23 protein-coding genes and 1 other RNA gene are annotated in these 23208 nt (G+C 66.3%); 18 read left to right on the forward strand and 6 right to left on the reverse strand.

From position 1 onward, the window contains the following. Positions 1 to 3: 3 nt before the first annotated feature. On the reverse strand, positions 4 to 2307 hold the full coding sequence (locus G6N66_RS05550; RefSeq protein ID WP_085234138.1) for a nitric-oxide reductase large subunit: 2304 nt from the start codon (positions 2305 to 2307) through the stop codon (positions 4 to 6). Between the two features lie 219 nt (positions 2308 to 2526). Here G6N66_RS05550 and G6N66_RS05555 point away from each other — a divergent pair, with 219 nt between their 5' ends. Genes G6N66_RS05555 through G6N66_RS05565 form a run of 3 tightly spaced genes read left to right on the forward strand, consistent with a single transcriptional unit; the run spans position 2527 to position 5656 of the window. Then, positions 2527 to 3267 (forward strand): universal stress protein, encoded by a 741-nt coding sequence (locus tag G6N66_RS05555; protein WP_085234139.1) that lies wholly within the window; start codon positions 2527 to 2529, stop codon positions 3265 to 3267. 22 nt (positions 3268 to 3289) lie between these two features. Continuing rightward, complete coding sequence (gene dosR, locus G6N66_RS05560; RefSeq protein ID WP_085234140.1) at positions 3290 to 3937, forward strand: hypoxia response regulator transcription factor DosR/DevR; 648 nt, start codon at positions 3290 to 3292, stop codon at positions 3935 to 3937. A gap of 9 nt (positions 3938 to 3946) precedes the next feature. Beyond that, a complete protein-coding gene (locus G6N66_RS05565; RefSeq protein WP_085234162.1) occupies positions 3947 to 5656 on the forward strand; it encodes a sensor histidine kinase in 1710 nt (569 codons plus the stop codon). Here the strand turns inward: G6N66_RS05565 and G6N66_RS05570 are convergent. Further along, complete coding sequence (locus G6N66_RS05570) at positions 5636 to 6628, reverse strand: Acg family FMN-binding oxidoreductase (RefSeq protein WP_085234141.1); 993 nt, start codon at positions 6626 to 6628, stop codon at positions 5636 to 5638. The genes G6N66_RS05565 and G6N66_RS05570 overlap by 21 nt on opposite strands. A 160-nt stretch (positions 6629 to 6788) precedes the next feature. Here G6N66_RS05570 and G6N66_RS05575 point away from each other — a divergent pair, with 160 nt between their 5' ends. Together G6N66_RS05575 and G6N66_RS05580 are read left to right on the forward strand one after the other, a co-directional pair. Beyond that, entirely contained in the window at positions 6789 to 8171 is a 1383-nt protein-coding gene (locus tag G6N66_RS05575) for a WS/DGAT/MGAT family O-acyltransferase (protein WP_085234142.1), read from the forward strand. An 11-nt stretch (positions 8172 to 8182) separates the two neighbouring features. After that, positions 8183 to 8602: a group III truncated hemoglobin gene (locus tag G6N66_RS05580; protein WP_139825321.1), complete on the forward strand. Its 420-nt coding sequence runs from the start codon at positions 8183 to 8185 to the stop codon at positions 8600 to 8602. Here the strand turns inward: G6N66_RS05580 and G6N66_RS05585 are convergent. Beyond that, positions 8599 to 9027: a pyridoxamine 5'-phosphate oxidase family protein gene (locus G6N66_RS05585; RefSeq protein ID WP_085234144.1), complete on the reverse strand. Its 429-nt coding sequence runs from the start codon at positions 9025 to 9027 to the stop codon at positions 8599 to 8601. The genes G6N66_RS05580 and G6N66_RS05585 overlap by 4 nt on opposite strands. Before the next feature lie 22 nt (positions 9028 to 9049). Further along, the gene (locus G6N66_RS05590; RefSeq protein ID WP_085234145.1) at positions 9050 to 10039 is read right to left on the reverse strand and encodes an Acg family FMN-binding oxidoreductase; all 990 of its coding nucleotides are present in this window, start codon (positions 10037 to 10039) and stop codon (positions 9050 to 9052) included. Between the two features lie 65 nt (positions 10040 to 10104). Between G6N66_RS05590 and G6N66_RS05595 the strand changes: the two genes are divergently transcribed. Then, positions 10105 to 10305 carry a hypothetical protein gene (locus G6N66_RS05595; RefSeq protein WP_085234146.1) on the forward strand — a complete coding sequence of 67 codons (201 nt, stop codon included), beginning with the start codon at positions 10105 to 10107 and terminating at the stop codon, positions 10303 to 10305. A 3-nt stretch (positions 10306 to 10308) separates the two neighbouring features. Then, positions 10309 to 11895, forward strand: coding sequence for an FAD-binding oxidoreductase (locus G6N66_RS05600; RefSeq protein ID WP_085234147.1), 1587 nt, complete (start codon positions 10309 to 10311; stop codon positions 11893 to 11895). Here G6N66_RS05600 and G6N66_RS05605 read toward each other — a convergent pair whose 3' ends face one another. Further along, positions 11896 to 13245, reverse strand: a complete 1350-nt coding sequence (locus tag G6N66_RS05605) for an FAD-dependent oxidoreductase (RefSeq protein WP_085234148.1) — start codon at positions 13243 to 13245, stop codon at positions 11896 to 11898. It lies immediately after the preceding gene. A 137-nt stretch (positions 13246 to 13382) separates the two neighbouring features. Here G6N66_RS05605 and prfB point away from each other — a divergent pair, with 137 nt between their 5' ends. The 11 genes from prfB to G6N66_RS05660 all read left to right on the forward strand — a co-directional run bounded on the left by prfB (position 13383) and on the right by G6N66_RS05660 (position 22610). After that, positions 13383 to 14495 carry a peptide chain release factor 2 gene (gene prfB / locus G6N66_RS05610; protein ID WP_085234149.1) on the forward strand — a complete coding sequence of 371 codons (1113 nt, stop codon included), beginning with the start codon at positions 13383 to 13385 and terminating at the stop codon, positions 14493 to 14495. Further along, positions 14485 to 15486, forward strand: a complete 1002-nt coding sequence (locus tag G6N66_RS05615; protein ID WP_085234150.1) for a mechanosensitive ion channel family protein — start codon at positions 14485 to 14487, stop codon at positions 15484 to 15486. Before prfB ends, G6N66_RS05615 begins: the two co-directional genes overlap by 11 nt. After that, positions 15483 to 15953 carry a hypothetical protein gene (locus G6N66_RS05620; protein ID WP_085234151.1) on the forward strand — a complete coding sequence of 157 codons (471 nt, stop codon included), beginning with the start codon at positions 15483 to 15485 and terminating at the stop codon, positions 15951 to 15953. Before G6N66_RS05615 ends, G6N66_RS05620 begins: the two co-directional genes overlap by 4 nt. Positions 15954 to 15997: 44 nt before the next feature. Further along, positions 15998 to 16687, forward strand: coding sequence for a cell division ATP-binding protein FtsE (gene ftsE, locus G6N66_RS05625; RefSeq protein ID WP_085234152.1), 690 nt, complete (start codon positions 15998 to 16000; stop codon positions 16685 to 16687). Beyond that, a complete protein-coding gene (gene ftsX, locus G6N66_RS05630) occupies positions 16688 to 17581 on the forward strand; it encodes a permease-like cell division protein FtsX (protein ID WP_085234153.1) in 894 nt (297 codons plus the stop codon). 2 nt (positions 17582 to 17583) lie between these two features. Next, a complete protein-coding gene (gene smpB / locus G6N66_RS05635; RefSeq protein ID WP_085234154.1) occupies positions 17584 to 18075 on the forward strand; it encodes an SsrA-binding protein SmpB in 492 nt (163 codons plus the stop codon). A 95-nt stretch (positions 18076 to 18170) separates the two neighbouring features. Next, positions 18171 to 18929 (forward strand): EamA family transporter, encoded by a 759-nt coding sequence (locus tag G6N66_RS05640; RefSeq protein ID WP_232079468.1) that lies wholly within the window; start codon positions 18171 to 18173, stop codon positions 18927 to 18929. A gap of 45 nt (positions 18930 to 18974) precedes the next feature. Further along, positions 18975 to 19820, forward strand: coding sequence for a maleylpyruvate isomerase family mycothiol-dependent enzyme (locus G6N66_RS05645; RefSeq protein WP_085234155.1), 846 nt, complete (start codon positions 18975 to 18977; stop codon positions 19818 to 19820). A gap of 89 nt (positions 19821 to 19909) precedes the next feature. Next, positions 19910 to 20277, forward strand: a transfer-messenger RNA (tmRNA) gene (gene ssrA, locus G6N66_RS05650). Positions 20278 to 20377: 100 nt separating this feature from the next. Continuing rightward, positions 20378 to 21694: an ISL3 family transposase gene (locus G6N66_RS05655; RefSeq protein ID WP_163645785.1), complete on the forward strand. Its 1317-nt coding sequence runs from the start codon at positions 20378 to 20380 to the stop codon at positions 21692 to 21694. 274 nt (positions 21695 to 21968) lie between these two features. Beyond that, positions 21969 to 22610 (forward strand): cutinase family protein, encoded by a 642-nt coding sequence (locus G6N66_RS05660; RefSeq protein WP_372515591.1) that lies wholly within the window; start codon positions 21969 to 21971, stop codon positions 22608 to 22610. 307 nt (positions 22611 to 22917) lie between these two features. On the opposite strand, the gene G6N66_RS05665 is transcribed toward G6N66_RS05660, so the two are convergent. After that, a complete protein-coding gene (locus G6N66_RS05665; protein ID WP_139825140.1) occupies positions 22918 to 23139 on the reverse strand; it encodes a hypothetical protein in 222 nt (73 codons plus the stop codon). Positions 23140 to 23208: the final 69 nt, after the last annotated feature.

Below are 23208 nucleotides of genomic sequence, written 5' to 3' on the forward strand. Positions count from 1 at the left end.
CTCTCAGTCCTTCGCCGGCGAACCGGCGTCCGCGTAGAGCGGATGTTCGGGCAATTCCTCGGCCGTGGTGCCGGAGCGGAAGTTGCGTAGCGCGGTCCAGGCGATCCAGACGAAGGGCAGCACACCGCCGACGATCAGGATGACGTCCCCAGGCAGTCGGAGCCATTCGAGCACCGCGTTACCGGGCTTGGTGATGTAGCCCAGCGAGCGCGCCTCGAAATAGCCGTCGTTGACCGAGTGATACAGCTGCAGCACACCCAGCGGGAGCAGAGTGACGAACACCATCCACGCCAAACCGATGTTCATGCACCAGAACGATATTCGGGCCAGCTTCTCCGGCCACTTGTCGGCCGGGATGACATAGCGGAACGCGAACATGGCCAGACCGACGGCGAGCATGCCGTACACGCCCATCATCGCGGCGTGCGCATGGTTGGCGGTCAGGGCGGTGCCGATCTGGTAGTAGGACACCACCGGCAGGTTGATCAGGAAGCCGAAGATGCCCGCGCCCAGAAAATTCCAGAAGCCCACGGCGACAAGGAACATGACCGCCCAGCGGTGCGGGAACGGGTTGGCGTCGCCGGACTGCTGGCGCGCACCGAGCTGGAGGAACGCCCATGCCTCGACCGTCAGGAAGGTCAGCGGAATGACCTCGGCCGCCGAGAAGAACGCGCCCAGCGCCATGTGCTCCACCGGGGTGCCCGAGAAATACAGGTGGTGCATGGTGCCGATAACACCGCCGGCCGAATACAGGATGACGTCAAGGAAAATCACGCCCAACGCGATGCGTTCGCGCACCACACCCAGCAACACGAACATGTACGCCACCATCACGGTGGTGAACAACTCGAGGAAGTCCTCGACCCACAGGTGCACCACCCAGAACCGCCAGAAGTCGGCGACGGTGAAGTGCGTATCGCTGCCGGCCAGCAATCCCACGGCATAGAACATGGGAATCGCCAGCCCGGAGAAGAAGAACAGCCACGGCATGTTCATCTTCGATTCACCCTTGAGCCGGGCGCGCATTCCGCGCCAGATGATCGCGATCCACACGAACAGGCCGGCGACGAGCAGGATTTGCCACAGCCTCGGCAGGTCGAGGTACTCCCACTGCTGGGAGAACAGACCGCCGGCGGGAATCACGCCGTAAATGGACAGCGCCTCGCAGAGCAGGGAGCCGAACACCACCACGGCCACCGCACCCAGCAGCACGTAGGCAAGCAGCGCCTGACGTTTCGGCTCGCGGCGGGCGATGAATGGCACCAGGAAGATGCCGCCGGCCAAGAACGCCGCCGCGGTCCAGAACAGCGCCAGCTGCAGATGCCAGGTGCGGGCCAGGTTGTAGGGCAGCAGCCGAGCCAGGTCGAGGCCGAAGAAGGTCGACAAATCGGCACGATAATGCTCGGCCGCCGCGCCCAGCAGCGTTTGCGCGAGGAACAGCACCGACACGATCGCGAAGAACCAGATGCAGGCCCGCTGAGCCGGTGTCAGGCTCACCTCGCCGGGTTGGCGGAACGACAGCGTGGACGATTCGGCGCTATGCCAGCCGACCTTCTGGCTCCACCGGCCGTAGACCCCGAACATGACTCCGATGCCGCCCAGCAACGCGATCAGTGACAGCGCCGACCACACGATCACCGCCGCGGTCGGGCCGTTGTCAACCCGCTTCTCGGCCGGCCAGTTGTTGGTGTAGGTGTACGCGTGGCCCGGACGTTCGGCCGCCGCGGCCCACGCCGTCCAGGCGAAAAACGCTGTCAGCTCGCGAATTTGCGCCTTGTCGGTGATCAGCTGCGGGAGTAACCCGTATCTGGTTGAGTTCTCGCCGAAGTAGGCCGCATAGTGGCCTTGGATGTGGTCGAACGCCGCGGCCTGCCGGTCGGTGAACACCAGCGTCTTGGTGTCGGGGTGGTAGCGGTTGGTGCGGAATTCGGTGACCACTTGATTGCGCGGATCGGCGACGCCCAGCGCGCGGAGTTGATCGCCGACGTCGTCGGTGGCCATCCGCAGGTACTCGGCGGTGTAGTCGGGTCCCAGGTAGGCGCCGTGGCCCAGCACCGACCCGTACTGCATCAGGCCGCGAGCCTGGTAGAGCTCTTGGCCGCGGGTGATGTCGTCCTTGGTGAACAGCGCCTGACCGGACTCGGTGACTACCTTGTCCGGCATCGGCATTGCCGCCGTATAGGTGCGGTACGCCAGGATTCCCATCACCAGGAAGCCGAAGATCATCACCAAGGCGACGCCCTGAATCCAGCCTTTCCCCACCAGGGATTGGGAGCTTGGCGATGACGATGTGGGCGGAGCAGCCATGCGAGGTCTCCTGTCTGGGCTGTATCGCCGGACGCTTTCTGGGCGCCACAGATTTTCGCCGCGGGGGTAATTGTAGGTTCCACCATTTCGGGTTCCTAGGGGTTTTTCGTAGGGACCAAAGTCCCCGATCTGGGGACCAACGCCTCTGGGGGACGCGGTTTGTGGCCAATAGCGTGCCGGTTAGGGCGATGAAGCCCCGCTCAAGCAGAGGAGAACGTGATGAGCAGCATCCGGTCAGCTCCGGCCGTCGTCGTTGGTATCGACGGATCAAGGGCGGCAACGCATGCGGCGCTGTGGGCCGTCGACGAAGCGATCAGCCGAGACATCCCGTTGCGTCTGGTTTACGTGATCGATCCGCTCCAGACGTCCGGCGTTCCCGACGGCGGGCACACCGTCGCGCGCGCGGCGCTGTCCGACGCCCAGCGCGCGATCGACGCGATCGGGAAGCCGGTCAAGATCGAAACCGAAGTATTGTGGGGCAGGCCGCTCACCAAGCTGATGCAGGAGTCGAGATCGGCGGCGATGATTTGTGTCGGTTCGGTCGGTCTCAATCACGCCCGCCGCATCGGTGGCACCGTCGCGACCGGCCTGGCCGGCGCGGCCCTCTGCCCGGTTGCCGTGATCCATCGACCGGTGCGCGCCGCGGCGAGCCCCGAGGTCGGCGCGGTTGTCGCGGGAGTGGACAATGGTGTGGTGCTCCGACACGCATTCGAAGAGGCGAGGCTGCGGGGCGTTCCGCTGCGCACGATCGGCGACGGAAGCGGTTTGGCCGAAGCGCAATTGAATCGCCGCCTGGCCCGATGGACGCGCCTATACCCGGACGTGCCGATCGAGCCGTGCGGCGCCGCCGTGGCGGACTCCGGTCAACTTTTCGTCACCGATTCGCGCACCGTCCGGGACCTCCGTGGCGCCCACGGCGTGGGTTGCTCGATGCTTGCTGTGCCCTGCGGGAACTTGTAAGGGACTGCGAGGAGTAGGCGCCTTGGTAAAGGTCTTCTTGGTTGACGATCACGAGGTGGTCAGGCGTGGGCTGATCGACCTGCTGGGCGCCGATCCCGAACTGGACGTCGTCGGTGAAGCGGGTTCGGTCGCCGAGGCGATGGCCCGGATCCCGGCGGCGTGCCCGGACGTGGCGGTGCTCGATGTGCGGCTGCCCGATGGCAACGGCATCGAGCTGTGTCGGGATCTGTTGTCGCGCATGCCCGATCTGCGCTGCCTGATCCTGACGTCGTACACGTCCGACGAGGCGATGTTGGACGCGATCCTGGCCGGCGCCAGCGGGTACGTCGTCAAGGACATCAAGGGAATGGAACTGGCGCGCGCGGTCAAAGATGTTGGCGCCGGCCGGTCTTTGCTCGACAATCGCGCGGCGGCAGCGCTGATGGCGAAGCTGCGCGGGGCCGCCGAAAGGCCGGACCCGTTGTCCGGCCTGACCGACCAGGAGCGGACGCTGTTGGGCCTGCTCAGCGAGGGCCTGACCAACAAGCAGATCGCCGACAGGATGTTTTTGGCCGAGAAGACGGTGAAGAACTATGTGTCGCGCTTGCTCGCCAAGCTAGGCATGGAGCGCCGCACGCAAGCCGCAGTATTCGCAACGGAATTGAAGCGCTCGCAACGAGCCGACGGATGAGTGGCGCGCATGACTGAGCAGGGCGATGCCGGGATGCGACCGCTGCGCGACACACTGTCCCAACTCCGTCTTCGCGAGCTGTTGGCCGAAGTGCAGGACCGCGTGGGCCAAATCGTCGAGGGCCGCGACCGTCTGGACGGATTGCTGGAAGCCATGCTGGTGGTCACGTCGGGGCTGGATCTGGACACCACGCTGCGCAGCATCGTTCACTCGGCGATCAACCTGGTCGACGCCCGCTACGGCGCACTGGAGGTCCACGGCCGGGACAACCGCCTGCTGCAATTCGTCCACGAGGGTATCGACGAGGAAACCGTTGGGCGCATCGGCCATTTGCCCGAGGGTCTGGGCATCATCGGCCTACTCATCGATGATCCCAAACCGCTTCGGCTGGAGGATCTTTCGCTGCATCCGGCCTCGGTCGGCTTTCCGCCGAACCACCCGCCAATGCGCACCTTCCTGGGGGTGCCGGTGCGGGTGCGCGACGAATCGCTTGGCACGCTTTACCTGACCGACAAGACCACCGGCCAATCCTTCAGCGACGACGACGAGGTGATGGTTCAAGCGCTGGCCGCGGCGGCGGGCATCGCCATTGCCAACGCCCGGCTCTACCAGCAGGCCAAGGCGCGACAGGCATGGATCGAGTCCACCCGTGACATCGCCACCGAGTTGTTGTCGGGCGCCGAACCCGCAACCGTGTTCCGCCTGGTGGCCGAGGAGGCGCTGAAGCTGACCGGGGCGGAGGCGGCCCTGGTGGCCATTCCGGTCGACGCGAACACGCCGGCGGACAACGTGCAGGAGCTGCTGGTGATCGAGGCCATCGGCGATATGGTGGATTGCACTGTCGGGCAAACCATTCCGGTGGCGGACACCTCGCTGGGGGAGGTATTCGTCCATAGCACTCCGCGGCGAGTCGACCGGATCGAGCTACAGAGTTTGGAACGCCCCGGGCCGGCGCTGTTGCTGCCGCTGCGGGCCACCGACACCGTCGCCGGTGTGGTGGTCGTGCTGCGCGACGGGCCGCGCGGCTCGTTCACCGACGAGCAACTGGAGATGATGGCCGCGTTCGCCGACCAGGCGGCGCTGGCCTGGCAACTGGCGACATCGCAGCGCCGGATGCGTGAACTCGATGTGGTCACCGACCGCGACCGCATCGCGCGTGACCTGCATGACCACGTGATTCAGCGACTCTTCGCCGTCGGCCTCGCGCTGCAAGGCACCGTGTCGCGAACACGTGAACCCGAAGTGCAACAACGACTTTCCGAAGCCGTCGATGACCTGCAAGCCGTCATCCAGGAGATCCGCACCACCATCTTCGACCTGCACGGCGCCGCGCAAGGCATCACGCGGTTGCGGCAACGAATCGATCAGGCGGTGGCGCAATTCGCCGGTTCGGGGTTGCGCACCACCGTCCACTACGTCGGCCCGCTGTCGGTGGTCGACCCTACGTTGGCCGACCACGCCGAGGCGGTCGTGCGCGAGGCGGTGAGCAACGCCGCGCGGCACGCGCAGGCCACCACGTTGACGGTCCGGGTCAAGGTCGAAGACGACCTGTGCATCGAAGTCAGCGACAACGGCCGCGGGATGCCCCGCGAATTCACCGGCAGCGGCCTGACGAATTTGGCGCGGCGCGCGGAGCAGGTGGGCGGCGAGTTCGTCGTCGAAAGCGTCCCGGAATCGCCCGGAACGCTGCTGCGATGGTCAGCCCCGCTGGTCCAGTAACGGCCAGTCGACCACGTGGGAAAGCCTGCGCCGCGGGGTTGCCGGCAACGGATCGGCGTTGATCGGAGCCCAGCCCACGCGCAGCAGCATCTGCGGGTAGCCGCTGGCGCCGAACACGTCGGCGCGCACCGCCTCGCGTGTTTCGCGGATCTCCAGGGGCTCGGTGATCGGGCAACACGCCAAGCCCATTGCCGTCGCCGTCAACAGGACGACGCTGGTCGCCTCGCCGGCCCGCAGTCGGGCCAACCGGTCGTCTTTCTCGGTGCCCAGCGCCAGGATCGCGGCGTTGTCGGAGGCCGCTGAGACTCCCGACGGCTGAGCCAAACCGACACCGGCGAACACCCGCCCGGGGATGGGCGCGTTGGCCTGCGGCGGCGGAGTGCTTCGGGCCGGCACCCCGGCGACCGAGTCGTAGCGGCCGCTCCACGCGGTGAGCTCGCGCACGTAGTCGTCGTCGATCATGTGGTCCCGGACAGCTTGCGTCACAATGGCTCTCATCCTGTCCAGAGCGTCGACCTGACGCAGCATGACTCCGCTGCGCGCCGCCCGGGCGGCCAGCTGTGCGATGTCCCCGCCCTGCACCGGCCAGGAACTGTAGGCCCGACGGTCGGTCCGCCGCCGCGGAATGGCCGCCGCCAGCGCGACGTCGGTCTGATCGGGCTGGTGCGGTTGCAAGTCGATGGTGGCCAAGTGGCTCGGGTCGAGCGGGTCGGGCAGCCGACTCACCTTGGCCCGCCAGCCCATTGCCGCCAAGGCGACGACGCAGTGATGCAACGCAACACCACAGCTGATGATCAGGTCACGCCCGTCGGGGTCGGTGCTGCGCAGTTGCATATCCGGTTCGCAAAACAGATCGAGACTCTGCGTGCCAACCCGCCAGCGCCACGGTTGCGTGTTGTGTATCGAGGGGGCCCGAGTGGCCAACTCCAGAGCTGTCCGCAGGGTCTCGGCGTCGGGAAATCCGGCGTTCATCGCTGCCTCGTCATGACGTCCAGCATCGTCGCGCCAGGCCGGCCGCGGCAGGGCAGGAAGCCATCGGCGGCAAGGGACTTTCGGCCCTGCCCTGACCCATGGCCAGCACGGAATAGTGATACTGCGAGTTGCAGATAAGTCCTCAGGGAGGCGGCGGATCATGAATCACCTGACCACGCTCGATGCGGGGTTCCTCAAGGCAGAAGACGCTGACCGACGGGTCAGCCTGGCCATCGGCGGCTTCGCCGTCATCGAGGGGCCCCCGCCGGAGCAGGACGCCCTGGTGTCAACATTCGCCGAGCGAGTGCGGGCGTGTCCGCGGTTCGGTCAGCGGCTGCGGCTGCGCCCATTCGACCTCGGCGCGCCCGAATGGGTCGACGATCCGGATTTCGACATCGAACGGCACGTGCGCCGGGTCGCGCTGCCGCAGCCCGGCGACGACCGAGCGCTGCACCGGGTGATCGCCGATGTGATGGCGCGGCGCCTGGATCGTGATCGACCGCTGTGGGAGATCTGGGTCATCGAGGGGCTCGCCGACGAGCGCTGGGCGATGCTGATCAAGATCCACCACTGCATGGCCGACGGAATCGCCGCCACCCACATGCTTGCCGGGCTCTGCGATGACGGCATCGGCGACAGCTACGCGCACCACATCCGCGCCGCCCGGGAGTCAAAGCATGCCCTGTGCAATCCGTCGCGTGTGCTGGATCGGCTGTGGAAGACTCCGGGCGTCGTCCTAACCGGCGTCGTGCGCGCGGTCCAGGGCACCGGCGAGATAGTCGCCGGACTGATCAGCCCCGCCCCGTCGCCGCTGAACGGACCGCTGAGCGACCTGCGTCGCTACAGCGGGGCCCGGGTGCCGCTGGCGGACATCGAGCAGGTCTGCCGGGCGTTCGACGTCACAATCAATGACGTTGCGCTGGCGGCGATTACCGAGAGCTACCGCAATGCCTTGATCGCGGGTGGTGAGCGACCGCTGCCCGACTCGCTGCGCACCTTGGTGCCGGTGTCGGTGCGGGGTCCCGATGCGCTCGACAAGACCGATAACCGGGTGTCGGTGATGCTGCCGAATCTGCCGATTGACGAAGAAGATCCGGTGCGGCGGCTGCAAATCGTGCACGCCCGGCTGGGCCGGACCAAGGCCAGCGGTCAGCGTGAAGCCGGAAATGTGTTCGTGTCCTTGGCGAATCGCATTCCCTTCGCGGTCACCGCATGGGCGACCGGGTTATTGCTGAGGGTGCCCCAGCGCGGTGTGGTGACCGTTGCGACCAACGTGCCCGGGCCGCGCCGGCCGCTGCGGATCCGGGGCCGGCGGGTCGTCGGCGTGTTTCCGGTCCCGCCGCTCGCGATGCACCTGCGGACCGGGGTTGCGATGCTCAGTTATGCCGACGACCTGTTCTTCGGCATTCTCTCCGATTACGGCGTGGTGGCCGAAGCCGAGCAGCTGGCGCGGGGAATCGAGGCCGCGGTGCGGCGCCTGGTGGCAATCAGCAAGCGGCGCAAGCAACCTCGCACGCGCGGCCCATTGTCGCTGGTGGTGTGACGGTGAACGCGGTGAACGCACCAGCTGCCGATTTGGTCGATCGCGCCGATGTGGAGGCGTTGCTATGGCGCTTCTACGGCAGGGTGTTCGTCGACGAGGTCCTCGACGAGCCATTCGCCGACCTGCGGGCTAAAGGACTGAAGTCGCACATTCCGACGATGTGCGACTTCTGGGAGACCGTGCTGTTTCGGGCCGGGCGCTACCGCGGCAGCGCGCTGGCCGCCCATCGAGAGGTACATGGCCGAACTCCACTGTCGGGCCATCATTTCGTGCGCTGGCTACAGACCTGGCACGACACGGTCGACGAGATGTACCGCGGGCCGGTCGCCGAACGCGCGAAAATCCAAGCGACCAGGATCGCGTGGGCGATGCACCGCCGGCTGACCGGCGCCGACGCGCCCGAGCTCGACACGCTGCTGGAGCGTGCCTAGGCGAAGCTCGCGTTGGGGTCCGGCTCGGGCCCGAACCTGAACTCGCGGCCGGTGATGTCCGACGGCATCACCCGGACGTAGTGAATTTTGAGGGTCGCGGTCCACGGCATCAGCTGTGCGCGTTCGGCTTTCTCGATCTCGGCGGCGGTGTGCAGTATCTTGGCGCGTCCCCGGACGATCACGCTCCAGCCTTGGGCGACGTCGTGGTCGTCGGCCTCGAAGAGCACGGTGTTGCTCGCTACCGCGGAAAACAGCTTGGTGCCCTCGGCGGTGCGGAACAGCACGGTCCGGTCTTGGACGACGTAGTTGACGGGAAATATCTCCGGCTCGCCGGCGAACATGGTGACCAGCCGCCCCAGCGCGACGCCGCCTAACCGCCGCCAACTTTCGTCGTCGCTCAAGATGGTAACGGGCTCCTCGGCCATGGGCTGCAACCTTTCTGCGCGTCTAACGAAGCTCTAGGACGTCGTCGATCGGCCGCCGCGGCGACGGCGCCGACGGATTGTCGAACGGCGGGGTGATCCCAACGCGGACCAGCACTTGCGGTTCAGCTTGCGGTTCGCCGATGAGACGCCGCACGATGCCGCGGCTCTCGTCCGTCTCGATCAGATGCGTCAACGGGCAGGTCGCCATGCCTGCCATCGTGCACTCCAGCAGCACCGTCGACAACACCTCGCCGCAGCGCAGCACGTCGTCACGGGTGTCTGCGGGTGTTGACAGCACAAGGATTTTCGACCTGTCCTCCGTCATCTCGGCGCGGCGGTCCTGATGGCCTCGCACGGGGAAGTCCCGGCCCACATCCACCCGGATCCGTTCGGTGTCCGATGCCAGCGCCGCCGGCGGCACGCCCTGCGCCAAGGCGAATGGCGAAGTCCACCATTGCAATTCGGCTTGGTATGACTCGTCTTCGCGCCGAAGGTCCGCGGCGAGCCGTGATGCCTGCACCAATTGTGGTCGCTGGTCATCGGAAAGCACGTCGAGCGTCACCGGATCCTCGCGGTCCTGGTTAACGGTGCTGTGCAGCACCGGCTCGAAGGCCTGCCAGTAAGCGGGGCAGTCCAACGGCAACCGATCCGTTCGCCGTCGCAGGATCGCGTCGGCGCGGCGCCGGTGCACCGCGGTGGTGTCATCGAGCCGGTCGAATTCGACTGTGGCCAAATGATCGGGGGCACGCGGGTCGGGAAACCGCGTGATCCGTGCGCGCCAGCGCGCCGCGGCCATCGCGACGCGAAAGTGATCGAGCGCAACACCACAGCTCAGGATCGCTTGCCGACCCGAAGGGTCGGTGGCCGGCACCGCACGCCGGCGATCGGAGAAGAGGTGGACGGTGATTTCGCCGGACCCGTCGTTGATCACCCACCGCCAGGGCTGGCTGTTGTGCACCGACGGCGCCCGGCAGGCCAGCGAGACCGCGTTCACGATCCGCCCGACGTCCATGAATCGAGGCTATGGAGAAGCGGATTGGGCCGGTAGGGCCGTTGGTCCTCTGGCATGCTGAACGGATGAGCAAGGAAATCGATCCCATCCGGGCGCGCAGCGCACTGGCGGTGATCAGGCAAAACCCTGGGATAGCGCTTTTTGCTGTGTCGCCGCTGATCGCACTGGTGGCCGTGATCTGGGTGTTCGCCGGCGCAGGCTGGGGTATCGCGGTGGCGCTGGCGTCGCTAATTGCCGGCGGAGCCTTCATCGTCCGCAAGCGCTGACGTATGCGTTCGTGGTGGGGCTGGGGGGCGGTCGAAGATGCGCTGACCGAGCGGGAGACCCAGGCCCTGCAGGAGCGGGTCGCTGCCATGTTGCCCGGCCACGACCTGACCGACCACCGCCCACCGGACCCCGACGAACTCGGGTTGCCGGCCCCGCGGATCACCCCGCCGCCGTCGCTGGCCGCGCTGTGTTCGACCGACGCTACCGATCGAGCCGGCCACGCACGCGGTAAGGCGTTTCGCGACGTCGTCCGCAACCTGAAGGGCGACCTGGACCGCGTCCCGGACCTGATCGTCCGGCCGCGCCGCGAACAAGATGTGATCGACGTGCTCGACTGGTGCACGCGCGCGGAGATTCCCGTAATCCCTTACGGCGGAGGCAGTTCGGTGGTCGGCGGGGTCGAGCCGCGCTTCGACGGACCGGCGGTGACCGTGGACGTTTCCGTGATGAGCTCGGTGCTGGACATCGACCGGGTCAGCCGGGCCGCGAGGATTCAGGCCGGCGCCCTCGGCCCGTGGATCGAGCGGCAGCTGCGCCCGCACGGTCTGACGTTGCGGCACTTCCCGCAGTCGTTCGCGTTCTCCAGCCTCGGCGGCTGGCTGGCGACCCGCGCCGGCGGTCACTTCGCCACCCTGTACACCCACATCGACGACCTGACCGAATCGTTGCGGGTTGTCACCCCGTCCGGGGTCAGCGAGTCGCGCCGGTTGCCGGGATCCGGCGCCGGCCCGTCCCCGGACCGGCTGTTCGTCGGCTCCGAGGGCACGCTGGGCGTCATCACCGAGGCGTGGATGCGGCTGCAAGACCGCCCGCGCTGGCAGGTCACCGCCTCGGTGGCGTTCGACGATTGGGCGGTCGCGGTGGCGGCCACGCGGGCGGTCGCGCAGTCCGGGCTCTACCCGGCGAACTGCCGGCTGTTGGATCCGGCCGAAGCGTTCCTGAACGCCGGCACCGCGGTCGGCGGTGGGCTGTTGGTGCTCGCGTTCGAATCGGCCGACCATCCGATCGATCCGTGGCTGGACCGGGCCCTTCAGATCACCGCCGAACACGGCGGCGCGGTGACCGCCCGCCGGAGCCGCGAAACCGCCAGCGAGACAGCCGAACCCAACGATGCGTCGCGGAATTGGCGCTCGTCCTTCCTGCGCATGCCGTATCAGCGCGACGCGCTGGCGCGCCGCGGTGTCATCGCCGAAACATTCGAAACCGCTTGTCCCTGGGACAGATTCGACGAACTGCACACGGCAGTCACCGAGGCCGCGCGCACGGCGATCGAGCGGGTGTGCGGGGCGGGCGTGGTGACCTGCCGGTTCACCCACGTCTACCCGGACGGCCCGGCGCCGTACTACGGCATCTACGCGGGTGGTCGCTGGGGGTCGCTCGACGCGCAGTGGGACGACATCAAAGCCGCCGTGTCCGAGGCGATCAGCACCACCGGCGGCACCATCACCCACCATCACGCCGTGGGTCGCGACCACCGTCCGTGGTATGACCGGCAGCGCCCGGATCCGTTCGCGGCCGCCTTCCGCGCGGCCAAGTCCGTGCTGGACCCGGCCGGCATCCTCAACCCCGGGGTGCTGCTCGACCCGTGATCAGGGATGGCTCACGTGCAGCAGCTTGGCCAGGCTGGGCAGCTTGATGCGCGGCCGCCCGTGCGGCTCACCGGCCTCGCGTTCGAAGCGGTCGATCAGCGCCCAGTGCGCCGAGGTGACCAGCTTGGGCTGCCGCGAGGCCAGCCAGTCGGCCAACCGATCCGCATGGTCGTCCGGGAAATTCGCGATCCCGTTGGCGGCGGCCAGATCCGCCAGCAGCGTGTCGACGGTGTCCTGGGAGTCCTTCTTGTTGGTGCCGATCACCCCGGTCGGCCCGCGCTTGATCCACCCGACCACGTACTCATTGCGGCTGCCCTGCACCTTGCCCTCGGTGTTGGGAATGGTCGCGCTCTTGTCGTCGAACGGCAGCCCCGGCGTGGGCAGGCCGCGGTAGCCGACCGAGCGCACCACCAGCTGACACGGCAACTCTTCGCGCGCACCGGTGTCGCGGGCCGTCACCCGCCCGCTGTCGTCGGTCACCAGCTCGTTGCGCCCCAGCACGATCGCCTCCACCCGGTCCTCGCCCTTGATCTCGATCGGGGAGGTCTGGAAGCGGAACACCATCCGGCGGTGTCCCGGGCGCGGTTCGCGACCCGCATAGTCGCGCAACACCTTGATGTTCTGCTTGCACACCTTGCCCACCGCGGCGGCGTCCTCGTCGGTGATGCCCTGAAGCGCGGCGGGGTCGACGATCACGTCGACCCCCTCGAGGTCGGCGAGCTCGCGCAGCTCCAGCGTGGTGAACGCGGTTTGCAGCGGCCCGCGCCGGCCGAGGACCACTACTTCCTGCACGCCGCGGGGGAGCAGCGATTCCAGCGCGTGGTCGGCGATGTCGGTGGCGGCGAGCACGCCGGGATCGGTGATCAGGATGCGCGCGACGTCGAGCGCGACGTTGCCGTTGCCGATCACCACGGACCGGGCCCCCGAGAGGTCGGGCGCCATGTGCTCGAAGTTGGGGTGCGCGTTGTACCAGCCCACGAAATCGACCGCGGCCACGCTGCCCGGCAGGTCCTCACCGGGGATGTTCAGCGCGCGGTCGGACTGCGCGCCGACCGCGTAGATGACGGCGTCGTAGCGCTCGGCCAGCTCGCCGGCCTCGACGTGTTCGCCGACGATCACGTTGCCGAAGAAGCGGAACCGGGGGTGCTCGGCGGTCTTCTCGAACTGTTTACTGATCGATTTGATCTTGGGGTGATCGGGAGCGACGCCGGAGCGGACCAGGCCCCACGGCGTGGGGAGCATCTCCAGCATGTCGACGGCCACTTCGGCTTCGGGCGCGTTAAGCAGAGCCGCGGCGGCGAAGAATCCCGACGGCCCGGACCCGACGATGGCTACGTGATATGGACGCAATACTCCAGCTTTCTGGTCGGTGGTCGGCTGCGGCGCGAGGGGGCTGAATGGGGCTGGGCGTCGCAGTCGCGCGGTGCACTGATTGTCTCCTGATGCTAAACGTAGGGGCCGCTGACGTGCCGGTAACGTGGTCGGCTGTGGAACCTGACCGGCAAGCCGACATCGCCGCCCTTGACTCCGCCCTGACCACGGTGGAGCGGGTGCTCGACGTCGACGGTCTGCGCAGCCGCATCGAGAAGCTCGAGCAGGAGGCGTCCGACCCGCAACTGTGGGACGACCAGGCCAACGCGCAGCGCGTGACCAGCGCGCTATCTCACACCCAGGGCGAGTTGCGCCGGATCGAGGAGTTGCGGCAACGCCTCACCGACCTGCCGGTGCTCTATGAGCTGGCGGCCGAGGAGGGCGAAGGCGCCGCCGAAGCGAAGGCCGAGGCCGACGCCGAGCTCAAGGCGTTGCGCGCCGACATCGAAGCCGCCGAGGTGCGCACGCTGCTGTCGGGCGAGTATGACGAGCGCGAGGCGCTGGTCACTATTCGGTCTGGCGCCGGCGGGGTGGATGCCGCCGACTGGGCCGAGATGCTGATGCGGATGTACATCCGCTGGGCCGAACAGCACAAGTACGGCGTCGAGGTCTTCGACACCTCCTATGCCGAAGAGGCCGGGATCAAGAGCGCCACCTTCGCCGTGCACGCGCCGTTTGCCTACGGCACGCTGTCGGTCGAACAGGGCACCCATCGATTGGTGCGAATCAGCCCGTTCGACAACCAGAGTCGGCGACAGACGTCGTTTGCCGAAGTCGAGGTGCTCCCGGTGGTGGAGACGACCGATCACATCGACATCCCGGAAGGCGATGTGCGCGTGGACGTCTACCGTTCCAGCGGGCCGGGCGGCCAGTCGGTGAACACGACCGACTCCGCGGTTCGTTTAACCCACATCCCAACGGGTATCGTCGTAACTTGTCAGAACGAAAAATCGCAGTTGCAGAACAAGGTTTCGGCAATGCGGGTGCTCCAAGCAAAGTTGTTGGAGCGCAAGCGTTTAGAGGAACGCGCCGAGCTGGACGCCTTGAAAGGCGAAGGCGGCAGCTCGTGGGGCAACCAGATGCGTTCCTACGTACTGCACCCGTACCAGATGGTGAAAGACCTGCGGACCGAGTACGAGGTGGGCAACCCCGCCGCCGTGCTCGACGGAGACATCGACGGGTTCCTGGAAGCGGGAATCCGGTGGCGCAACCGAAAAGATGACGACTAACACACTGGTTTTTGCGAAAAGCGGGCTGCTGGCGATCTCAGCGGCGCAGCAATGGCACGACTTCTGGCGCGGCGAAATCGGTGTGTGGATCATCACCCGGGGCCTGCGGATCGCCATGCTGCTCATCGCGGCGGTGCTGGCGGGCCGGTTCGTCACCTGGGTCGCCCAGCAGGTCACCCGGCAGCTTGACGAGGGCTTCGCCGAAAGCGATGCCCTGGTCCGGTCGGAGGCGACCAAGCACCGGCAGGCCGTCGCGTCGGTGATCCAGTGGGTCGCGATCGTCATCATCGCCATCTGGGTGATCATGCAGATCGCCGATGTCCTCCAGTTCTCGGTGGGTGGGCTGGTGGCGCCGGCCACCGTGCTGGGCGCGGCGCTCGGCTTCGGCGCCCAGCAGCTGGTCAGGGATCTGCTATCGGGGTTTTTCATCATCGTCGAGAAGCAGTACGGATTCGGTGACCTGGTCACCCTGACCATCGTTTCCGCGACGGAAGCCAGCGGCACCGTCGAGAACGTCACGCTACGGGTGACCCGGCTGCGCTCCTCGGACGGCGAGGTGTTGACCATTCCCAACGGTCAGATCGTCAAGGCGGTGAACCTGTCCAAGGACTGGGCACGGGCGGTCGTCGACATCCCGGTGTCGACCAGCGCCGACCTGAACCGGGTCAACGACGTCCTGCACCAGGAATGTGAGCGCGCGCTCGACAACCCGCTGCTGGGCGAGTTGCTGCTGGATGCACCCACGGTGATGGGCGTGGAAAGCATCGAACTCGACACGGTCACGCTGCGCGTGGTGGCCCGAACCCTGCCGGGCAAGCAGTTCGAGGCCGGGCGGCAGTTGCGGGTCCTCGTGATCCGGGCACTCGCGCGCGTCGGAATCGTGACGGCGGCCGACGCCACCGTGGGCCTGGTCGACAACGCCGGCGTTTCGCGCCCCGCCGACGACGAAGAAGCAGAGGAGCCGGCCCCGGATCGGGTGCAGCAGCGGTGAAGCTGACCTTCAAAATCTTCGAAAAGGACGACGGCGACGGGAAACAGCGCCGGCCGCTGAGCCACCTGTTCGGTGGCCGGGTCCGCACTTCGACGCTGGTGTTGATCGTCGCGTTCCTGGCCCTGTGGTGGACCTACGACACCTATCGCCCGCAACCGGCTCCCAAGCCGCCGGCGCCGCAGGTGGTGCCGCCGGGCTTCGTGCCCGATCCCAACTACACCTGGGTGCCGCGCAGCCGCGTGCAGCAACCGCCCGCCGACACGTACACGCCGAGACCCACGCCGATACCCACGCCGACGACCACTCCGCCGCCGCCCCCGGTGACCACCACGACGACCACCCCGCCGCCGTTCGTCCTGCCGACCCTGCCGTGCATCCCGCCGTTCTGCACCTCCAGCACAACGCCGACGCCTTCGCCCCCGCCGGGGCCGGGCCCGGTGCCCACGCCGGTGCCACCGGCGAGCTGATCGTCGTGTTCCAGCGAAATTGACGGCTACACTGGCGTGCCGTGATGATCACCCTGGACCATGTCAGCAAAAAGTACAAAGCGTCGGCGCGTCCGGCGTTGGACGATGTCAACGTCAAAATCGACAAGGGTGAGTTCGTCTTCCTGATCGGCCCGTCGGGTTCGGGCAAATCCACGTTCATGCGGCTGCTGTTGGGCGAGGACACGCCGACCGCCGGCGACATTCGGCTGTCGAAGTTTCACGTCAACAAATTGCCTGGTCGCCACGTACCCAAGTTGCGTCAGGTGATCGGCTGCGTCTTCCAGGATTTTCGGCTGCTGCAGCAAAAGACCGTGTTTGAGAACGTCGCTTTCGCGCTGGAGGTCATCGGCAAACGCCGAGACGCGATCAACCGGGTGGTGCCCGACGTGCTCGAGACCGTCGGCCTGTCCGGCAAGGCCAACCGGCTGCCGCACGAGCTGTCCGGCGGCGAGCAGCAGCGGGTCGCGATCGCCCGGGCGTTCGTCAACCGGCCGTTGGTGCTGCTGGCCGACGAGCCCACCGGCAACCTCGACCCGGACACCAGCAAGGACATCATGGACCTGTTGGAGCGGATCAACCGCACCGGAACGACCGTGCTGATGGCCACCCACGACCACCACATTGTCGACTCGATGCGCCAGCGGGTGGTGGAGCTGTCGTTGGGCAGGCTGGTTCGCGACGAACAGCGTGGCGTCTACGGAATGGACCGCTAAGTGCGCTTCGGTTTCCTGGTCAACGAGGTCCTGACCGGCCTGCGTCGCAATGTCACCATGACGGTCGCGATGATCCTGACCACAGCGATCTCGATCGGTCTGTTCGGCGGCGGCCTGCTGGTGGTCCGGCTGGCCGACAACTCGCGGGCCATCTACCTCGACCGCGTCGAGACGCAGGTGTTCCTCACCGACGACGTCTCCGCCAACGATCCGACCTGCAGCACCAACCCGTGCAAGGCGCTGCGCTCCAAAATCGAAGGGCGAGAAGACGTCAAGTCGGTGCGCTTCCTCAACCGGGACGACGCCTACAACGATGCGATCCGTAAGTTCCCGCAGTACAAGGATGTCGCCGGAAAAGATTCCTTCCCTGCATCATTCATCGTGAAGCTGGCAAATCCCGAGCAGCACAAGGAATTTGACGCTGCGATGCAGGGTCAGCCCGGAGTGCTCTCCGTGCTCAATCAAAAGGAACTGATCGACCGCCTGTTCGTCGTGCTGAACGGCTTGAGCAATGTCGCCTTCGCCGTGGCCGTGGTCCAGGCCGTCGGGGCAATCTTGCTGATCGCCAACATGGTTCAAGTCGCGGCCTATACGCGCCGCACGGAGATCGGCATCATGCGACTGGTCGGCGCGAGCCGCTTGTACACGCAACTGCCGTTTTTGGTGGAGGCGATGCTCGCCGCGACGATCGGTGTGGTGATCGCCATCCTTGGTTTGGTTGCGGTGCGGGCGTTCTTCCTGGACAGCGCTTTGAACCAGTTCTACCAAGCGAATTTGATTGCGCGGGTGGACTATGCCGACATCATCTACATCTCACCGATTCTGCTGCTGCTCGGCGCGGCGATGGCCGGGCTGACGGCCTATGCAACGGTGCGCATATACGTACGGCGCTGACTGTGGCCAAGAACACATCGAAAAAGGCGCGTCCGGGCAGGCAGATCATCGCCAGCAATCGCAAAGCGCGCCATAACTATTCGATCTTGGAGCAGTACGAGTGCGGCGTCGCGCTGGTTGGTACCGAGGTCAAGAGCCTCCGCGAGGGTCACGCGTCGTTGGTCGACGCCTTCGCCACCGTCGACGATGGCGAAATTTGGTTGCGCAACTTGCACATTCCCGAGTACCAGCACGGCAGCTGGACCAATCACGATCCTCGCCGCAATCGAAAGTTGTTGTTACACCGCAGCCAGATCGACACGCTGATCGGCAAGATCCGAGATGGTAACCTCGCCCTGGTGCCGTTGTCTCTGTATTTCTCGGAGGGCAAGGTCAAGGTCGAGCTCGCGTTGGCCCGGGGCAAGCGAGCCTATGACAAACGACAGGACATGGCACGCCGCGACGCCCAGCGTGAAGTTGTTCGGGAGCTGGGTCGCCGAGCGAAGGGGATGTAACTGATAGGCGCCGCTACGCGCAGCTGTCCGCCGTGTCCTACGGCGTCAGCGATTTCGTGGGCGGCGTAGCGGCGCGGCGGATTGCCGCGCTGCGCGTGATGCTTGCCGCGTACCCGGTCGAGGCGGCGGTGCTGGGTCTGCTGGCCCTGTTTGCCGGCGGACCGATTCATTCGGGCGCCGTCTTTTGGGGCTGCATGTATGGCATTGGGCAGGCGTTCGGCATGTGGGCTTTCTACGCGGCGCTCGGCTCCGGCCCGATCTCGGTGGTGGCGCCGCTGGCGGGCGTGCTCAACGCCGCCGTCCCGGTGGCGGTCGGTGTCGCGTTGGGGGAGCGACCCGGTCCGGCGGCCTCGTTGGGGGTGCTGCTGGCGATCGTCGCGGTGACGCTGGTCAGCCGCGAGGCCCGGGAAGCGGAGGTTGAGGACCGAAGCCCGTACCGGTTCACCCCGAAGGTGGCCTGGCTCACGGTCTTCGCGGGCTGCGCGTTCGGGCTCGACTTGGTGTTCTTGCATCAGGCGCCCCACGAATGCAAGCTGTGGCCGCTGATGTTCGCCCGGCTCTCGGCGACCGTGGTGATCACCGCGCTGGCCGCCACCAAGGGCAACCTGCGGCTGCCGCGGGGCAGGTCGATGAAGCTGGCGCTGGCCATCGCGCTGCTGGACATCTGCGCGCTGGTGGCCCAACTGATCGCGCTGCAGTCGTGGCTGCTCTCGCTGGCCAGCATCATGATTTCGCTGTATCCGGCGGCGACCGTCGTGCTGGCCATGGTGGTGTTGCGCGAGCGGGTCAGTCGCTGGCAGGGCATCGGCATGGCGATGGCCATGGGGTCGGTGGCGATGATCGCCGCGGGTTAACGGGTCGGCCTCCATATCGCGCACCGAGCGGCCTAGTATCCGACCATGGCAACACGTCCCGTCACCACCGTCGACAAGTCCAACGTGCTGCTCGGCCTGTTCTCCGTCTGGGACGCCATCGACGCGCTGTTGGAAGGGCTGCCCGAGAGCGGGTGGCAGGCGATGACGCCGCTGCCCGGCTGGTGCGTGCGCGCCGTCGTCTCCCACATCATCGGGACCGAGTCGTTTCTGCAGGGCATCGAGGCGCCGCAACCGGATATCGACGTCAAGTCCCTCGAGCATGTGCGGAACGACATCGGCGCGATGAACGAGTGCTGGGTGCGCCACCTCAGCGGGGACGACGGCCCCTGCGTTTTGGAGCGCTACCGCGAGGTGACCCGCAAGCGCCGCGAGGTCCTGCCGGCGATGTCCGACGACGACTGGAACGCGGTGACCCCGACGCCCGCGGGCATGGACAGTTACGGGCGGTTCATGCGGATCCGGGTCTTCGACTGCTGGATGCACGAACAAGACATCCGCGTGGCGTTGCAGCGGCCATCGACCGATGACGAGCTCGTCGGGACCGCGTCGCAGCTGTCGCTCGACGAGGTCGCGGCCACCATGGGGTTCGTCGTCGGCAAACTCGCCAAGGCGCCCGAGGGGTCACGGGTCCAGTTCGACCTGACCGGCCCGCTGGCGCGCACCATCCGCGTCAGCGTGGACGGACGCGCTGCAGTGGTCGACGACTTCGGCGGCCACGAGCCGACGGCGACGATCCGCCTCGACGGGCTGCAGTTCACCAGGCTCGCCGGCGGACGCCCAATGTGCCCGGCGCGCTCGGCCGACGTCGAGCTTGACGGCGACAACGAGCTGGCCAACCGCATCGTCGAGAACCTCAACTTCGTGATCTGACCGGGAACTTTATTCCGTTGCCGGGTGTTGGTAGCGGCGTATGATGGAGTGTCCTGCCGAAATTCGGCGGGGGTGCAGAGAAGTTACAAGGGGCTGAAAGGTTTCGACTTCGCGCATCGAATCAAGGGAAGCGTGCCGGTGCAGGCAAGAGACCACCGTAAGCGTCGTTGCAACCAATTAAGCGCCGTGTCAACACAGCGCGACTACGCTCTCGCTGCCTAAGCGACAGCTAGTCTGTCAGACCGGGAAAGCCCTCGACCCGGACCCTGGCATCAGCTAGAGGGATCAACCGATAAGTTCGGTCGCGGGACTTATCGGGACACCAACAGCGACTGGGATCGTCATCTCGGCTAGTTCGCGTGACCGGGAGATCCGAGTAGAGGCATAGCGAACTGCGCACGGAGAAGTCTTGAGGGAATGCCGTAGGACCCGGGTTCGATTCCCGGCAGCTCCACTGCAGAATATGGGCTCTTCGGATTCCAGCGGGGTCCGGTGCTGGTTTTGAGGTCGGCGTGCCCTGCGGTTGTTGGGGACGAAGGTGCCTGAGTCTTTGAAGCGTGACCATCAAATTCAAAAGCACCTTCGTCCGTTATGAGCCTAGTCAGATCGTTGAGGCCCTGGTCGGGCTCAAAGATGTCCGTGTCTTGGCCTATCGACGTAGCGGTCCCGATGTCGAGCTGGTGATCGAGCAGACCGTCGTGGATCGGTTATGCCCGACGTGTGGGGGCGCCGGCCAGATCAAGGAGCGGCCGACGGTGCGCTATGTCGATTTGCCCGTCTACGGCCAGCCGATGCGTCTGGCCTGGCGCAAGCATCGTGTGATTTGCCGGCGACCCGGCTGTGCGGGGGCGAGCTGGACCAGTGCCGACCATCGCATCGCGGCCAAGAACTGCCTGCTGACGACCCGCTGCGCCAAATGGGCCACGATGCAGGTCGGGACAGGTCGCGCGGTTTCTGATGTCGCGCAGGAACTTTCCTGCGACTGGCACACCGTCAATGACGCGGTCATGACCTACGGCCAAGCGCTGCTGGCTGCCGACCGGCGTCGCCTGAACGCCACGACCGCGATCGGCTTGGACGAGACCTCGTTTGTGAAACTATCCAGCCGCCGGGCCCGCTCGTATGCGACCACCGTCGCTGATGTCGCCAACCACCAGATCATCGAGATCCTGCCCAGCCGAAACTATGTCGATGTCGCGGGCTGGATCGACCAACAACCCCTGGCCTGGAAACAGCGCATCCGCTTCGGCGCCCTGGACATGTCGGCGACCTACGCCGCGGTCTACACCGTGATGCTGCCCCGCGCTGAGCAGGTCGTCGACCCGTTCCACTGCGTGCAACTGGCCAACCGGGCCCTCGACGACATTCGACGACGTGTGCAGCGCGAACAAAAAGGCCACCGCGGCCGGCGCAACGACCCTCTCTACCGGGTCCGCCGCGTACTGCTTACCGGTGAGGAACGCCTCGACGCCAAGGCCACCCAACGCCTGACATCGCTGCTGCAACTGGGCGATCCCCGCGGCGAAGTCGCCCTGGCCTACCGCGTCAAGGAACGCCTGCGCGAGTTCTACTGCTGCACCGACATCCACACCGCCCGCGCGATGCTGTCCGAACTGATCGAACACTGCCTACGCCCGGGCCTGCCCCCCGAACTCAACAAGCTCGCCCGCACCCTCAAAGCCTGGTACGACAAGATCTGCAACTACCACATCGCCCGCGTCAGCAACGGACCCACCGAAGCCCTCAACAACCTGATCAAACGCATCAAGCGCATCGGCTACGGCTTCACCAACTTCAGCAACTACCGCATCCGAGCACTGCTCTACGCCGGCAAACCCAACTGGCGCGTCCTCACATCCATCGTCGTCCGATGAACACAGCACCCCGACAAGATCCGAAGAGCCAGAATATGAGCTGGCCAGATTTCTGAGATCTGGCCAGCTTTCTTTTTCGTCAGCATCCCGCGGCGAAAAGTGTCCCCTCGCACCGGCGTCGCTGCTCCTAGTTGTGCTAGCTGCCAATCGGGCAGCGACCACACCGAGGACCACGGCCATGAGTTTGCACTGTCGAATCGCGCATTTAGGCCATCAATGTGGCGGGCGGGGGCGTTCAAAATCATCGTCGAAGCCACAACGTGGGATGCGTGCGGTGACCGCACGTCCGCTTTTTGGTCTGCTCGGCGCCGCTGTCGTCGCGGCCTGGGCGCCACTTACCGTTCCGTCGTCGCTCCCATCCGCGACCGCGGCCCCCTGCTCCGACGTCAACGTGGTGTTCGCCCGAGGCACCACCGAGCCCCCCGGCGTCGGGGGCGTCGGACAGTCCTTTGTCGATGCGCTGCGTTCGCGGGTCGGTGGGAGGTCCTTGAGCGTATATCCGGTCAACTATCCCGCCACCGACAATTTCCGTAGTTCCATCGCCGCCGGTGCCAACGACGCGAGCGCTCACGTCGAGTCCATGGCCGCGCTTTGTCCCAACACCAGGATCGTGCTCGGCGGGTACTCCCAGGGCGCCGCCGTGATGGACGTCAGCACCACGCAGATGCCTTCCGGTGTCGCCAGTCATGTCGCCGCCGTCGCCGTCTTCGGAAATCCTTCGCCATCGGGCTCATTCGTTAGGACAGCGGCCGGCGCGCTTCCCGCCATTGGCCCGCTGTACCGTCCGAAAACGATCGACATGTGTATGCCCGGGGATCCGATTTGCACGCGCGGCGTGAGCATGGGGCCACATGGTCAGTACATTCAATCCGGAATGACCACGCGGGCAGCGGATTTCGTTGCGGCCCGGCTGTAGAGCCGGATCGGTCGTCTTGACCGATGCGCCGGTGACGTTTCCGCCGTGCCATCCGGCGGGTTAGCGGAAGCGCATCCCGGGGGAGATACGTCAGCCGGATATCGGTGGCCAGTCCGCCGGCTAAGTTCATCGAAATCCAAAGTTGCCGTCTTCCTCACCACGGTCGTGGCCATCGACGATCTTGGGCGGCGACGACGCGGTAGGTCCCTATCCACTATCGGCGGGCGGTGCAAGTCGCGTCCGCCGGAAAGCAACCGCCCCACAACCGATTTCGTGTCGGTTGCGGGGCGATTCGTGCGTGACGACGTCAGCCGATGGCCTGCTGGACGGGCAGCTCCGCCTTGGTCTTCCCGGTGCCAGTGTGGGTCCCGGTGGTGGGCACCGTGGTGTGCTTGGTGTGGGTGCCGGTGCCGGTCCCACCGCCGGTGCCGGTGCCGTTGCCGCCTTTGCCACCGCGCGCGAAGCGGAGCTCGTCCGCGGTCAGGGTGCGGATGCTCTGCCTGCGCAGGGCCAGCTTGTTGGTGTTCATGATTTCTCCTAATTGATGTGGTCGAGGCCCCGTGTGGGCCGCGTTCATAGGTAAGAGCGCCAACCGCAC

Origin of the sequence: Mycobacterium conspicuum, assembly GCF_010730195.1 — a bacterium.
Taxonomy (GTDB): domain Bacteria; phylum Actinomycetota; class Actinomycetes; order Mycobacteriales; family Mycobacteriaceae; genus Mycobacterium; species Mycobacterium conspicuum.

Coding starts and splice junctions, on each gene's coding strand:
- G6N66_RS05550 (WP_085234138.1), bottom strand. CDS start 2,307: ATGGCTGCTCCGCCCACATCGTCATCGCCAAGCTCCCAATCCCTGGTG.
- G6N66_RS05555 (WP_085234139.1), top strand. CDS start 2,527: ATGAGCAGCATCCGGTCAGCTCCGGCCGTCGTCGTTGGTATCGACGGA.
- G6N66_RS05565 (WP_085234162.1), top strand. CDS start 3,947: ATGACTGAGCAGGGCGATGCCGGGATGCGACCGCTGCGCGACACACTG.
- G6N66_RS05570 (WP_085234141.1), bottom strand. CDS start 6,628: ATGAACGCCGGATTTCCCGACGCCGAGACCCTGCGGACAGCTCTGGAG.
- G6N66_RS05575 (WP_085234142.1), top strand. CDS start 6,789: ATGAATCACCTGACCACGCTCGATGCGGGGTTCCTCAAGGCAGAAGAC.
- G6N66_RS05585 (WP_085234144.1), bottom strand. CDS start 9,027: ATGGCCGAGGAGCCCGTTACCATCTTGAGCGACGACGAAAGTTGGCGG.
- G6N66_RS05590 (WP_085234145.1), bottom strand. CDS start 10,039: ATGGACGTCGGGCGGATCGTGAACGCGGTCTCGCTGGCCTGCCGGGCG.
- G6N66_RS05595 (WP_085234146.1), top strand. CDS start 10,105: ATGAGCAAGGAAATCGATCCCATCCGGGCGCGCAGCGCACTGGCGGTG.
- G6N66_RS05600 (WP_085234147.1), top strand. CDS start 10,309: ATGCGTTCGTGGTGGGGCTGGGGGGCGGTCGAAGATGCGCTGACCGAG.
- G6N66_RS05615 (WP_085234150.1), top strand. CDS start 14,485: ATGACGACTAACACACTGGTTTTTGCGAAAAGCGGGCTGCTGGCGATC.
- ftsE (WP_085234152.1), top strand. CDS start 15,998: ATGATCACCCTGGACCATGTCAGCAAAAAGTACAAAGCGTCGGCGCGT.
- G6N66_RS05645 (WP_085234155.1), top strand. CDS start 18,975: ATGGCAACACGTCCCGTCACCACCGTCGACAAGTCCAACGTGCTGCTC.
- G6N66_RS05665 (WP_139825140.1), bottom strand. CDS start 23,139: ATGAACACCAACAAGCTGGCCCTGCGCAGGCAGAGCATCCGCACCCTG.